This is a genomic window from Methylobacterium sp. 13MFTsu3.1M2 (assembly GCF_900112625.1).
Lineage (GTDB): Bacteria > Pseudomonadota > Alphaproteobacteria > Rhizobiales > Beijerinckiaceae > Methylobacterium.
Map to the genome: position 1 here is coordinate 44,776 of NZ_FOMM01000035.1, position 13,565 is coordinate 58,340.

At 64.1% G+C, this 13,565-nt stretch carries 9 protein-coding genes, 1 tRNA gene, 1 rRNA gene and 2 pseudogenes; 3 read left to right on the plus strand and 10 right to left on the minus strand.

The genetic code is table 11. From position 1 onward, the window contains the following. Positions 1 to 211 precede the first annotated feature (211 nt). Both BM314_RS27050 and BM314_RS30305 read left to right on the plus strand, forming a co-directional pair. Positions 212 to 2,356 carry a helicase-related protein gene (locus BM314_RS27050; protein WP_091981510.1) on the plus strand — a complete coding sequence of 715 codons (2,145 nt, stop codon included), beginning with the start codon at positions 212 to 214 and terminating at the stop codon, positions 2,354 to 2,356. 527 nt (positions 2,357 to 2,883) lie between these two features. Continuing rightward, positions 2,884 to 3,432, plus strand: coding sequence for a hypothetical protein (locus BM314_RS30305; protein WP_170868192.1), 549 nt, complete (start codon positions 2,884 to 2,886; stop codon positions 3,430 to 3,432). A 143-nt stretch (positions 3,433 to 3,575) separates the two neighbouring features. On the opposite strand, the gene BM314_RS27055 is transcribed toward BM314_RS30305, so the two are convergent. From BM314_RS27055 to BM314_RS27085, 8 genes and pseudogenes are all read right to left on the minus strand, one after another. Then, entirely contained in the window at positions 3,576 to 4,664 is a 1,089-nt protein-coding gene (locus BM314_RS27055; protein ID WP_348272750.1) for a hypothetical protein, read from the minus strand. Further along, positions 4,601 to 5,686, minus strand: a complete 1,086-nt coding sequence (locus BM314_RS27060; RefSeq protein ID WP_091981516.1) for an RHS repeat domain-containing protein — start codon at positions 5,684 to 5,686, stop codon at positions 4,601 to 4,603. Before BM314_RS27060 ends, BM314_RS27055 begins: the two co-directional genes overlap by 64 nt. A gap of 318 nt (positions 5,687 to 6,004) precedes the next feature. Beyond that, positions 6,005 to 6,649 carry a T6SS immunity protein Tdi1 domain-containing protein gene (locus BM314_RS27065; RefSeq protein ID WP_091981518.1) on the minus strand — a complete coding sequence of 215 codons (645 nt, stop codon included), beginning with the start codon at positions 6,647 to 6,649 and terminating at the stop codon, positions 6,005 to 6,007. A gap of 291 nt (positions 6,650 to 6,940) precedes the next feature. Continuing rightward, the gene (locus tag BM314_RS27070) at positions 6,941 to 7,930 is read right to left on the minus strand and encodes a PAAR-like domain-containing protein (RefSeq protein ID WP_091981520.1); all 990 of its coding nucleotides are present in this window, start codon (positions 7,928 to 7,930) and stop codon (positions 6,941 to 6,943) included. A gap of 208 nt (positions 7,931 to 8,138) precedes the next feature. Further along, positions 8,139 to 8,615: a competence protein ComJ gene (gene comJ / locus BM314_RS30035; RefSeq protein ID WP_107353649.1), complete on the minus strand. Its 477-nt coding sequence runs from the start codon at positions 8,613 to 8,615 to the stop codon at positions 8,139 to 8,141. A gap of 2 nt (positions 8,616 to 8,617) precedes the next feature. Further along, on the minus strand, positions 8,618 to 9,844 hold the full coding sequence (locus BM314_RS27075; RefSeq protein ID WP_091981522.1) for a PAAR-like domain-containing protein: 1,227 nt from the start codon (positions 9,842 to 9,844) through the stop codon (positions 8,618 to 8,620). Beyond that, positions 9,841 to 11,024: pseudogene (gene tssD, locus BM314_RS30855) on the minus strand (type VI secretion system tube protein TssD). The gene BM314_RS27075 and the pseudogene tssD overlap by 4 nt, the downstream one beginning before the upstream one ends. Before the next feature lie 511 nt (positions 11,025 to 11,535). Beyond that, positions 11,536 to 12,212 (minus strand): annotated as a pseudogene (locus tag BM314_RS27085) (DDE-type integrase/transposase/recombinase); the annotation flags it as partial. 209 nt (positions 12,213 to 12,421) lie between these two features. On the opposite strand from BM314_RS27085, the gene BM314_RS27090 reads away from it, so the two are divergent. Then, positions 12,422 to 12,931 carry a hypothetical protein gene (locus tag BM314_RS27090; protein ID WP_210187357.1) on the plus strand — a complete coding sequence of 170 codons (510 nt, stop codon included), beginning with the start codon at positions 12,422 to 12,424 and terminating at the stop codon, positions 12,929 to 12,931. 128 nt (positions 12,932 to 13,059) lie between these two features. Here BM314_RS27090 and BM314_RS27095 read toward each other — a convergent pair. Both BM314_RS27095 and rrf read right to left on the minus strand, forming a co-directional pair. Further along, positions 13,060 to 13,136: transfer RNA gene (locus BM314_RS27095), tRNA-Met, on the minus strand. A 109-nt stretch (positions 13,137 to 13,245) separates the two neighbouring features. Continuing rightward, positions 13,246 to 13,361 (minus strand): 5S ribosomal RNA (gene rrf / locus BM314_RS27100). Positions 13,362 to 13,565 lie beyond the last annotated feature (204 nt).

Genomic DNA, 13,565 nt, shown 5'->3' on the forward strand with positions numbered 1-13,565 from the left:
CGCTCCGTCATCGCGAGCGCAGCGAAGCGACCCAGGGCTGCGCGCCTTCCGTCCGGAGGGCACCGACTGGATTGCTTCGCTGCGCTCGCAAAGACGGCAGTGACGCGCCTTCGGGGATGGCGCGCGTCGTCCGTCCGGCGCATGGATCGGATCCGGAACGCCCCCGACCGCGTCGGGGTTGGCGTCAGACGCTTCTGCCGAAGGTGACCGCATGGCGCGCAAGCGTCTCCGCCCGACGATCGAGAGCCTGATCGAGTCCCTGGGGCGGCTCGGCGTCGCCCCGGAGGCGGTCGACCTCGACCGGCTGCTCGCCCAGCTCGACCTGCCCGATTACGGCGCCGAGGTCGACGACGACCGCGTCGCCCGGGCGCTCCAGGAGATGCGGGCCGCCCGGGCCTTCGCGGAGACCGGCGTCCCGGCGATCCGGAAGGGGATCCCCAATCTCCGGGCCGTGGTCACCAAGGACCACCGCATCACCTGGCTGATCCGCACCGAGATCCCGCTCCTCGACAACGGCCGCCTGGACCTGCGCCTCGACGTGGCCCCCGAGCCGGAGGCGGCCGAGATCCTCGCCTGCATGGCCGCCCGGAACGACCCGACGCACCGCCTGGAGGCCCTGCGCGACGCCGTGGCGCGCACGGCCCTCCAGGCGACCCGCGCCCTGCACAAGCCGGTCGACCGGCTGCGGGCGCAGCTCCTCGTCGACCTGCGCGAGGTCGGGGCGGACGCGGCCGCCTACATCGCCCACATGGACCGCTCGCTCCGGTCCCGGGTCTTCACCTACGGCTCGAAGCTGGCCCGCGGCCTCAACGACACGCTCACCCCCGTCCGCCGCCACGCCAAGGCGGTGGCGCGCGAGGGCTCGCGCCTGCGGAGGCTGCGCGATCAGGTCGGCTTCGGCGCCTATATCGAGCGGTTCACCGCCGCCCGGCGCCTCGACCGGAAGATCGTGTTCCACATGGGGCCGACCAATTCCGGCAAGACCTACGCGGCCCTGCAGCACCTGACGGCGGCCGAGACCGGCGCCTACCTCGCCCCGCTCCGGCTCCTGGCGCTGGAGAACTACGAGACCCTGCGCGAGCGCGGCCTGCGCGCCGGCATGATCACCGGCGAGGAGGTGCTGGGCGAGGCGAACCCGACCCACACCGCCCGGACGATCGAGACCGCCGACCTGACGCGGCCGATCGACGTGGCGGTGATCGACGAGATCCAGATGCTGTCGGACCCCGACCGCGGCTGGGCCTGGACCAACGCGCTGTTCGGCGTCGCCGCCAGGATCGTGATCGTCTGCGGCTCGGACGACGCCCTGTCGTATGTCCGCCGCGCCGCCGAGGCCGCCGACGAGTCCCTGGAGGTGATCCCCTTCACCCGCAAGTCGCCGCTCCTGCTGCTGGAGGAGCCGGTGCCGCTGGAGAAGGTCGAGGCCGGGGACGCGGTCGTGGCCTTCTCCCGCCGGGCCGTGCACGAGAATCGCGAGGTCCTCGTCGCCCGCGGCCACCGGGTCGCGACCATCTACGGCGCCCTGTCGCCGGAGGTCCGCCGGGCCGAGGCCGCGCGCTTCCGCTCCGGCGAGGCCAACGTGCTGGTGACCACCGACGCGATCGGCATGGGGCTGAACCTCGGCCCGCTGAAGCGGATCGTGTTCTCGGCGGTGCGCAAGTGGGACGGGACCGCCGAGCGGGCGCTGACCCATTCCGAGATCCGGCAGATCGCCGGCCGGGCCGGCCGCTACGGCCACCAGGATGTCGGCTACGTGGCGGCGACCGACCCGTACGCCGCCGAGCCGATCCGCACCGCCCTCTCGGGCGCCCCGACGGCGCCGGCGGCCGACACGCGCTTCTTCGTCCGCCCGGATCTCGGGGCGATCCGCTCGGTGGCCGAGGAGATGCGCACCCACAGCCTGCACGAGGTGCTGACCCACTTCGCCCGGGCGACCTTCTACGCGGGCTCGCCGTTCCAGCCCTCGGCCCTGGAGGAGGTGCTGGAGGTCGCCCGGATCGTCGACCGGGCGCGGCTGCCGATCGAGGAGAAGTTCGCCTTCTCGGTCTGCCCGATCGACCGGCGCGACGAGATCGCCATGGGGCTGCTGGAGCGCTGGTGCCAGGCGCGCGCCGCCGGCCTCACGGTCCCGGCTCTGCGCGGCAACCTCTCGGGCGCGCTCGACTACCAGGAGCGGACCGTGAAGCTCGCCAGCGCCTATCTGTGGCTGTCGCGGCGCTTCCCCGAGACCTTCGACGACGTGGACGCCATCCGCCACATGCGCGGCCGGGCCAACGACGCCATCGAGCATCACCTGCGCGAGACCGCGACCCGCAAGGCCGAGCGGCGCAGCCGGCGACCTGTCGGAACGCGGTGAGACGCGGCATCGGGCCATGAAAAAAGCCCGCTGCGCGTTCGGCGCAGCGGGCTTTGTCAGATGACGTTGGTTGCGGGTCCCCGCAACACCCGATCTCGGCGCAATCCGGCGATTCGTTCTGAGCACAGATCGTTGGTTACGAGGGAATGCAACGCTCTATTTTCGCGACTGATCGAAAGAGTTATACCGAAATTACCGGAGTAGCTTCTCAACCCGAGACAGGCTCAACTCCCTTTTGGACGTGCTTCGGTTCAGTGGCTCTTCGTCATTTCGTGTGGGTCAAGGAGCCAGAAGCACGCGACGGCGTAGAAGGTCGAAGCCGGCCCGGCCGTACATCAGTCGCTTGATCAGCTTCAGTTTCGTAATCTGGCCCTCGGACTGAGCGTTGCTCCACGGCTTCGCCCGAGGTGGAACGCGAGGCCAAGACGCAGGCCAAAGCGCAGTGGCTCGACACACACCGACTCACGAGCGAGCTAGGTCGGCAGGACGATTGGCCCTCCGCTACCGAGACTTGTGAGGCGAAGAACATGCCTATGACGGAGCGCCCGCAGCTTACGCTTCCCGAGACGGTGGCCGAAGCGTTCCGCCAGAAGGAACAGCGGCCGTGGTCGTTCATCCGATATGATGTGGAGGCGAAGGGGATCGCACGTGGGGTCGCGGCGATCGATTCAAGCGGTGACCCCGATTTCGATGCAGCGGCTGCGGCTGCGATGAGTTCCGCACGCTTCGAGCTTTTGAACGGGACCGATCTCGCGAAGGGCTGTATCGCCTATTTTGCTGGCACCGACTATGTTGGCACAGCGCCCGTACAGCCGAGCGAGAAGCGGGAAGCTGCTGCCGCTCCACGGCCGCTCACCCCGCGCCGGCGGCCAAAGGCTATCCCGCCTTCCGGCACACGGGAAACTTCACCTTTGCAGGGCGCAAGCACTGAAGATAATTCCAGCCCAACCAAGCGTTGGTGGTATCAAGATGCTCGCGACCAGTCAGGTTCCGCCTCTCATACCGCACCAACTGAGGGTATTACCTGTGCAACCTTAGCCGATAGGCTGGCGCGCCCCGTGCAGTGCGAGCGCTAACACTTTGAGGGGCTACCAGAACGATTGCTGCATGGACAGCGGCAAGCTGAATATTGTGCGAACGCGGCTCACGCCGCCCTGGCCTCGTCGCGGAGGTTGAGCGGACAGTATCCGTCGCGGTCCAGCTCGGCTGCGGCGTTCTGTCAGATATTGTCGCCGATAAGGCTGATGTGCCGCCAGTCGAGCGGGGCGACATGGGCGAGCAACTTGTCGGGCACAGGTTCACCGAGGCTGCGCAAGTGCTCGACCGCGCCGAGACTGGAGATCGCCACACCCGCGAGGTTGCGCGCCGGGTCATACGAGAACCGCTCCGCCCGCTCGCCGAAGCGCGCCTCGGCCACCTGCCCGTTGCCGTCGTAGGCGAACGCCGCCTCGCCCCACAGACGCTCCACGATCGCGGCCGGCGCGTCGGCCCGGTCCCAGGCATAGCTACGCTCGATCGGCCGCGCCGCGTCCGCCGACAGACCCGACCGCTGCACCGCCATCGCCCCGGACAGGCCCCGGATCGTCCGCCCGCCCCGCTGCGCCGACAGCCGACCGCCCGCGTCCCAGGCGCTGTCCAGCACGAACCCCGCCGCGCTCTCACGCCGGACCTCGCGCCCGAGCCCGTCCCGGGTGAAGGCGAGCGGCGCGTGCTCGGCCACCACCAGCTCGGCCAGGGCGCCCAGCGGATCGTAGGCGTGGCGGGTGACGTGCTTGCCGAGCCGGACTTCATGGGGCTGGTCGATCCCGGAAAAGATCCGCCGCGCCACACGCCGGCCGCAGGCATCGTACCGGCTCTGCACCCGCCGCCCGCCGACATCCTCCTCGACGATCTGCCCGTCCCGGTCGCGGATGTATTCCACCCGCGTCGCCTCGTTCCGCGCCTCGACCAGCAGCCCGCGCCGGTCGTACCCGTAGGCGACACGATCCTGCCGCCGCCCGTCCGGGCCGAACACCGCGATCCCGGTGACCAGCCCGGTCCGGCCGTAAGTGTAGGTCAACCGGGCGCCGTTCGGCCTGACCGTCTCGCTCACCCGCCCGAGGACGTCGCGGGTATAGCGCGTCACCCGCCCGTCGAAGTCGACCTCGGTCACCACCCGGCCGGCCGCGTCCCGCTCCAGCGCGTAACTCCGGCCGAGCGCGTTGGTCACCTGGACGAGCCGGCCCTCGCCGTCATAGCCGAGGGTCAGCGTGCCGCCGTCGGGTCCTCGATCGCCTCCAGCACGAAGGCGCCGTGGCGGTAGCGCCAGGTCCGGCCCTCGCCGTCCGTGACGCTGGCCAGCGCCCCCTCCGGATCGAAGGCGCGCGCCACCGTCGTGCCGTCCGGCCGGGTCAGCCCGGTCGGGGTGGCAAAGCCCCCGGGACCGGCCGCGTAGGTGAGCCGCGTCGTGCGCCCGAGCGGGTCGGCGGTCTCCACCAGCCGCCCGAACGCGTCGTAACCGAACCGGGTCACCCCGCCCCTGGTGTCGGTGACGCTGGCGAGCCAGCCGCCCGCGTCGTAGGTGCGCCGCTCCTCGGTGCCGTCGGGGAAGCGCGTCAGGGTGATCCGGCCGTGGGCGTCCCGCTCGTACTCCGTGCGGTGGCCCTCGGCGTCGGTCTCGGCCGCGAGGTTGGCCTGGGCGTCGTAGTCGTTGCGCCGGACGTTGCCCGCGCCGTCGACGACGATATCGAGCTGGCCCTCCCGTCCCCAGCCGTACAGCGTCTCCCGCCCCTCGGCGTCGACGTGGCTCCGTACGTTGCCGAAGATGTCGTAACGCGTGCGCACGGTAGCCCCGGCCGCGTCGGTGGTGGCGATGCGGAAGCCGTAGCGGTCGAAGCTGTGGCGCGTGGTGGCACCGAGCGCGTCGGTCTCGGCCGTGACGTTGTCGTTCTCGTCGTAGGCGAAGACCTGCGCCCGGGCCGCGTCACCGCCGGGCTGGTAGGTGGTCCGGCGCGCCTGCGCGTCGTAGAGGAAGCGGTCGCCGTTCCACAGGCCGGTGGTCTCGGTGTGCACCACCCGGCCCGCATCGTCGTAGCCGAACACGGTCTGCGAGCGGCGGGTCCTGTTGTGCCAGCGGGCGAGCAGCGGCCGGTCGGGCTGCCAGGCGTAGTCGACCGACATGCCGAAGGCGCAGTCGGCCCGGTCCATGCGGCCGCCTGTGTCGTAGCCGTATTCGGTGAGCCTCAGGCTGGCGCCGCCGAGCCCGATCAGGGTGATGCTGGTGCGCCGGCCGGTATCGTCGTTGTCGAAGGCGAGTGCGAGGCCGTCGGAGCGCTCGACCCGCCGGAGCACGCCCGCTTGGTCGCGGATGAGGGCGAGCGCGTTGCCGGAGAGGTCCTCGACGCGCTCCAGTCAGAGGCTTTGCACGGTGCAAAAGCCTAGCCTACCTGGCGCCTTTCAGGCGGTCGACACCACGATTCCATCACGTGTCGCGCGCGCCCAAGCCTCATCATGGGTGCCGCAACGCCGTTCCCACCATGCCCGGAACGGTGGCACCGGGCCGAACCCGGCCGGCTGAGCCCGTGGTGCGCCAGGGCCGGAACCACTCACGGGGCCTGTCGATATCGCCCCGAAGTAGTGCTGGTCATTTGCTCGTGATCGCACGTCATATCATAAATCTACATAGCGCAAATTGCTTGGATCCGTGCAATCAAAATAAAACTCCTTAAATCTCTCCGATTGAGACAATATGGAAAGATAAACGTCCGCACGAAGTCGCTCAACGTTGGCTACGGTAGGCGTTCCACCTAAGCTAAGAGGGGGGACAAAACCATAAATCTCCAGCTCGTTTAATGCACCGAGTTTATTTATCGCAGCGTCGAGGAGACCAAAATCGCGAAAATATCGCTTGTTAAGAGGGAAACTGGAGTAAAATTCCACGTCGCTAACGGTATCGGCGAATATTTCTCCGGGATTTATATTGTATACAATTCTATTGTTTGGAAATTCGATGTTTACCGAGCCAACTTTTGAATTCCATGCTTTTGCTATACCGAAAGCACTTATTAAGTACGGAATAGTCTTATCTGCTTCGAGGTGCTGATTTCCGTCCAGGGCTTCTCTTACAGAATCCCAAATGGACTCAGGGTCGCAGGTTTGGAAGGCGCCGCCTGCCCAACTCGCAATGCCAAAACGCTCGCAGATGGCGATTATAGGTTTTGGAACTACATCTACATATTTTCTACCATCGAATTTTCTAAATTTTTTCGGCTTTGCAGATTGGATGATGTGTGAGACATTTTCATCTAAATCCATGACTCCCTCCTAGCAGTTGAGGTCTGACTCGCAAACTATTTGGTCTTTGAACTCAGCACATAGAGAAACATTTAATTTCTTATCATTGTTGCTTTTAGCTTCTGCTGCGATTGTGTCAAGTTTAGAGGTCCTTGCTGACCATCCTCCACCGAGCGATGAATTAACTTAATATAGACCCAATCTCTCGATAACGGATAGACTTCCACTAACTACCTGATCTGGGGTACGCAGCGGAACAATTCCAAATATATTTTTCTCAGCGGCTGCGCGAGCCGCAAAAATGCTAGTGTACTAGCCACTCTTGAACAAATCATTCACAACTGTCTGGAGGTGTTCTTCTCTAAATTCAGCCCGACTGTTCAGGCGACCGTGCGCTTTAAACCATTCCCTTTCGTTAAGGTACTCGCTTGGCGACATGCTATTTAAATCTCTTGCCTGTTCGAATAGTTGACGGCAATATTCATTCACTAGAGGATGGCTTGCGTCCGATACTCCTCGTTTGTAAAGAAATCTATCCAGGCTCCAACATCTCAGTCGCGTAACTCCCTTGCGGGTTACGCGCATTCCATGGCGGCTTAAAGCAGCGGCATCGCGCCGCTGTGCTGCTCTACTTTTTTGAAGGGTTTCACGGTACAAATTCTCGAGTTCATCGCGTGAAACAATAAGGTGGCCATTAGGCAGCCACTCAGCCAAGATGTAGTATTTTCCATCAGGGTCGTATGTAGTAACCCGCGCCAGAGGTCCGGATAATCTTGTATTAAAAGTCCAGGATCCATCTCCGTTGCGCCAGGCATCCGAGCGGTAATCACTTAAAAAGCTGTTTACATGCGGCTGTGGAATATTCGATGGAGGAATAATAGGAGGCCTGCTCGGGCCAGGTATGACTGGTACGTTGTCGTTGATTGCAGGGGCTCTCGCCGGAGGTGGTGGCTCTACCGGCAAAGGCATCGGCATTGGTGCTCGCATGGGGCCAAGCTGCGCGAGTTGTATTCTCGGCTCGATCTCATTTCTGTTCGGAGTGGGATAGCTCTGGGTGTCCTCGATGTAGATGAGCTTGCCCCAAGTCTCCTTGTGGTTCATCCACCACTTGTCGTCGTGGCGCACCACACACTTGTCCTGGATCTTCACCGTCTTCGACCACGTCTTCGGCTCGCACTCCGCGCCCTGCGTGCCGAACTGGCCCCCCCCGCCGGTCGCCGCCTCGTCGTCGTAGCAGCGCGTGATCAGCGAGCCCTCGACGTAGGACGCCTGATCCGTCTGACGCACGGTCCCGCCGTGCACGCCCCCTCGATCTGACCCTGCGTGTGAACCCGGTACGGCACCGCCTTATCCGGCGAGAGACCCCAGTTCATCGGGACCGACATCAGGATCCCCTCGCGCGTCAGGCTCATGCGGCCTCTCCCCCATCCCGCAGCCCGTGCTCGCCCGAGACCGGCAGGCCCGCCGCCTGCCCGGCCGGCACCGCGTCCAGCCACGCTATTAATGATTGCTAACTCATTTCATCAGCGTCTACCCGAAGAACGCGATCGGTTGTAATGCCGATACCTTTCTTTATGATGCTAAAAGCTGGATTGGCGTCACTTGAAAAGAAAATCTTTAACAAAAAAGTACAATCTCCGCCTATAACGCGCCCATCATAGACGGAAAATGTCAGATTGTATTTATCGCTATCGATGTAGATTCCGCGTGTTTCGGAATCCGTCCCGACGTGTATATAATCTCCGCTGACCTCAAATGGGACCTGCACGGCCCATAGACACAGGTCGTCGGGTACAAATTTTTCGTTGCCGTATATCTGTATTCGGCACACACCGTCGTGATCCGGAACTCCGAAAGACACATCACCTGGGGAAAATAAAAATCCCTGAGCTACGTGGTCGCCAGTCCATTCATAGGCCTTCGGAAGGCGTTCAAAGACAACAACTTGTGCATGCGTTACAGTACAATTAAATTCTGTAATCAGCATATTCACGGCCCCATGGTTATCGTTAATTTGCAGCTTTCGTCGGCACGAGCTGGTGTATTAATCTGCGCTTTAAGCTGCTGACCAGCGCTTCGATTATCCGACAACGGAATATATTTGACACTCGCGTTGGTGCTCTCGGCAAATGTCGCAGGCGGATACTCGTCCCGATCATATAATGGATTAGGCGGCAAGCCTGATATTCTCATATTTGCCGCTCGCCACTGGTTCGTACCCAGCCTATCAAGCTTCAACTCTCTAGGCTGTCCCGAAGCTTGAGCATCCTCAATATGCTTGGCCGCCAGCGGTGAACGTGATCGCGAGATTACAACGGTTCTTCTGCAATTATTCCTTTTTGAGCTGCGTGTGATTCGAATGTTCTGCAATGCGGCTGCTGTCGCCAAGCCGGCAGCAATCGCGGCCTCCATCCTCTTCTTCGCATCTGGATCGCCTTGTCCAGCTGCTCCTACAGTTCCGGGATGCGTGCGTTCCATCTCGGCAACTGACCGCGCCACACTCTCGTTGCGGGGGCCAGACCATGGAACATCCCAATAGCTCATCGGAGCCATGTTCTTTGCCCACACGTAAGCGCGCGCGGCGAGCAGATCATTTGTGTTCTGTAGATTTAGATCAAGCTGCTGAGCAGCATTCTGGATAGCGCTGTCTTCGCGAAGAATGTCGAGTTCGTGGAGAGCTATTCCCCCGGCTACCGCGCCTGCTGCAAGGCCAGGCTTCGGTATGGAAATCGCACCGCCGCCGATGGGAACAGCATCGGTCATCGTGCCAGCGCCCGCTTGCGCAAATCTTATCCTTGACGCGACTTTTACTCGTCGCGGCGTCGGATAGCTGTTGGTGTCCCTTAAATGAGTGAGTTTTCCGAAAGTATTTCTGTTATTCATCCACAGTTCGTCACTGTGGCTCAGCACTCCCTTGTCTTCGATCCTTACCGTCGAGGAGTATGTCTTTGGCTCACACTTCCCACCGTGTGTGCCCGATAGAACCCCACCACCAGCCCCCGCCTCGTCACCATAGCAGGTCTTGATCAGCGAACTGCTCACGTATGAGGGTTCGTCGTTCTGCCGGACGCTCGCGATCGTGCAGGCGCCCTTGATCTGTCCCTGAGTATGGATCCGGTACGGCACGATCGCCTGAGGCGACCGGCACCAATCCATTGCGGTCGAGACCACAATCCCTTCGCGCGTCGTGCGCGCGCCCTCCCGCGGCAGGCTCATGCGGCCTCTCCCCCGTCCCGCAGCCCGTGCTCACTTGAAACCGGCAGGCCCGCCGCCTGCCCGGCCGGCACCGCGTCCAGTTCCGCGCCCAGATACGCCGGGCACCGCGCGATCCAGCCGCGCCACGTCAGATCCACAGACCAAGGCGGTGCGTCCGCCCGCAGGTCGAGGTGCAGCCCGTCCAGCGTCAGCGCCGCCCGCGCCTCCCGGCCGTCGCTCCAGCTGTGCCGCACCACCGGCACGAACGCGGGCAGCTGGAAGCCGAGCGGCCCGGTCGGCAGCAGCCCGTCCAGGCTCACGCGCGTGCCGCCGGTCAGCCGCCGGACCACCAGCCGCGGCGCCGCCACCTGGAAGAAGCGGTAGTCGAAGTCCTGCGGCATCTGTGGGCATCGCCCGCGCTGCCACGTCTCATCCCGGGTGCCGCAGCGCCGCTCCCGCCACGCCCAGAACGGCGGCACCGGGCCGAACCCGGCCGGCTCCGGCACTCCAAACGGGTCGGTCACCGGCGCATCCACCGCCTCGATCTGCGGCGCCCGCAGCGCCCGCCCCGCCGGGCTCCAGTCCCGGTGTAGCAATCCCGGGTCGATCGGGTTGTACGGGCTGCCGCCGCCCTCCGGATCGCCGACGAACCGGCCGCCGGCCGCCAAGCGGTAATCCAGCGGCACCCGCGCGACCGGCTCGGCCGGGCCGAGCCGCCAGGATGACCCGTCCGGCTCCCAGCGCCGCGGCCCGTGCACGCGCAGATCCGTGCGGGCATTCCCCAGGCCGAGCGATACTTCCCAGGAGGCCGCCGGCCGACCACCGGGTGCATGGGCGCTGCCCAGCACGGTTACGTCCGCGTACGGCCTGTAGCCGACGAGGTCGTTCGCCCGCAGCAGCGGCGTGCGGTGCGGGTCGCCCTCGTAGACGTCGCTCAGCGCGATCGCCTGCCGCTCGTACAGGCGCGGGGTCGCCTTGTTCAGCGGCGCGGTGAACTTGAACGGCAGGTGGACGCGCTGGCCCGAGGGCTGGCCCGACTGCGGGTCGCGCGGGATGGTGACGCGGTGTTCGATCGCCTGGACGAGGATCTCGTTCTCGTGGCCCTCCTGCCAGATGTTGCCTACGGAGGCTTCGGTGAAGGCGCCCTGGGTGATGTTGCCCTGGGTGGCGCCCTGATCGAGATATAGGCGGGTGTCGGCATGGTCTTCCCCGGTGATCCGGGGCCGGTGGTGGTCGATCCGCAGGTCCGGTTAGATTATGACCGGTGTTCTGCGCTGTGTTCCGACCTCGCGGGGAGTACATGTCAGATTTCGTGCCAAGCCGTTCTGGGGTGACATTATTTTTTCTTTTTCAGCTCAAGTGCCTGATCTATCAGGTGGATCGTTTTAGCCTCTGAATCGGGTCTTCAGGCGCGTCCATCAGCGGTTGATATTTTTGGCCAAAAATGGCCAAGGGCTTGGCCAAAAATGGCCGAACTTTTTAAGTGGTTCAAGCGACTGTGGCAGCTGGTGAAATCAATACGGTTCGGAATTGGAACAGGTCCAAGGAATGGCTAAGCCCTTGATAACACTCGATCGGGACGTTTGGCCAAAAATGGCCGAACCATCCGGACGGTTGGTAAGGAAAATGGCCTGATGTCCGTTGTCAGATGATTTGAGACGATTTGGGACGCTCAGGAACGGAGGCTCTGGTCCACCTGGGTTGAGAGGTTGGGCAGCCTGCGCGTGGTGGCGCAAGCGGCGGTCCATAAGGGTCTGGCGCTTGATCCGCGCCCACTCCCGCAGGATGGCCTCGCCGCGGCCGAAGTAGACGTCGGCGGGGGTGAGGTTGCCCAGGCTCTCGTGAACCCGAGCTTGGTTGTAAGGCTCGACGAAGGCGGCAACCCGCGCCTCCAGCTCGCCGGGCAGGCAGGCGTGTTCGAGCCGGATGCGGTTCTTGAGCGTCGGGTGCCAACGCTCGATCTGACCCTGCGTCTGAGGATGGCGGGGCGCACCGCGGATGTGGGTCATGCCCCGGCTGCCGAGCCAGTCGGCGAGATCCCCCGCGACGTAGCTCGGCCCGTTGTCGGAGAGCCGCCGAGGCCGCTGACCACGTGCACGTGGTCGAGCCCGGCGGCTGCCAGCGCGCGGTCGAGCGTGGCGGTGACGTCGCTGGCCTGCATCGTCGCGCACAGCTTCCACGCCACGATGTAGCGCGAGAAGTCATCCAGCACGGTCGAGAGGTCGTACCAGCCCCAGCCGATCACCATCAGATAGGTGAAGTCCGTCTGCCAGAGTTGATTGAACGCGGTGGTCTTGTCCCGGAACTCGTCGGCGGCTTTGATCACGATGTCGGCCGGGCTGGTGATCAGGTCCTGAGCCTTGAGCAGGCGGTAGACGCTCGCCTCCGAACGGTCTCTGCCGGCTTCCGAGCCGGCCCGGATGTCTGCTTCATCTACGCTCCTGAGGCTACGATGAACCAGACATCCTCCGTTCGTGAACGGCCTCAATCTGTCTCACGAGCGCTGACGGCAGACAAAACCCTCTCAACGAGCGGCGTCGACCGAAGCACCTGTTTGCCGGCCTGGTGAAGTGTGGCTGCTGCGGTGGCGGCCACGCAATGATCTCGAAAGACCTGCTCGGCTGCGCCACGGCGCGCAACAAGGGGACCTGCGACCACCGGGTCAACATCCGTCGCGACGCGCTGGAAGTCTCGATCCTGAACGGGCTGCGCACGCACCTGATGGAGCCGGAGCTGTTGCGCGAGTTCTGTGCCGAATTCACACGCGAGGTGAACCGGCTGCGGATCGAGCGTGGCGCCGAACTCGGCGCCAAGCGCCGCGAGCTGGAGCGCACCGAGCGCGAACTGGACAAGGCCATCGACGCGATCCTGGCCGGCATCCCGCCCCTCAAGCTCAAGGCGAAGATCGAAACTCTGGAGGGCCGGAAGGCCGAACTGACCGCGTTCCTGGGGGATGCGCAGGAGCCCCCCCCTGCTGCATCCGAACATGGCGGAACTATACCGGCAGCGGGTGGCGAAGCTCTACGACAGCCTCCGGACGGAAGACGGACGCGCAGAGGCTGCGGAACTGTTCCGCACGCTCGTCGATCAGGTGACGCTCGTCCCTGAAAACGGCGAGCTGCGCTTCATGCTGCGCGGCGACCTCGCCGGCATCCTGCGGTTTGCTGCGAACAAGAAAAACCCCAGCTCCCGGTCGGAGGCCGGGGTTCTGGATGGCTTGCTCTCGCAAGGATCGTTGGTTGCGGGGACAGGATTTGAACCTGTGACCTTCAGGTTATGAGCCTGACGAGCTACCGGGCTGCTCCACCCCGCGCCAAGTGTGTGCGGCTGGTCCGGGTGCACCGGCTCTGGTGAGCGCGGGCGGTGTCCGGGGCCGGATCGGTGTTCGTGCTGAGGGAAGGTGTGAGTATTGCGATGGGCGGGTCTGGCGGCGACCGACTCTCCCGTGTCTTGAGACACAGTACCATAGGCGCTGGCGTGTTTAACGGCCGAGTTCGAGATGGGATCGGGTTCTGGGCACGCCGCTCAGGCCACCAGACCGGCGCATCGCAACTTTTTTGGCACTTGGCGGCGCAGGGTGCTGCGACGACGAGTGCTGTGTTCGGCAAGCATGCAGCGTCATCGCTGCGGGTCTTCTTATAACCGTGGCTGTGTGCCCGTCACCCGCTTTGCAGCGGCTGCCGGTCACACACGGACACGGATCACGAGAGCGATCAAGCCAATCGGGCGATTAGTACCGGTC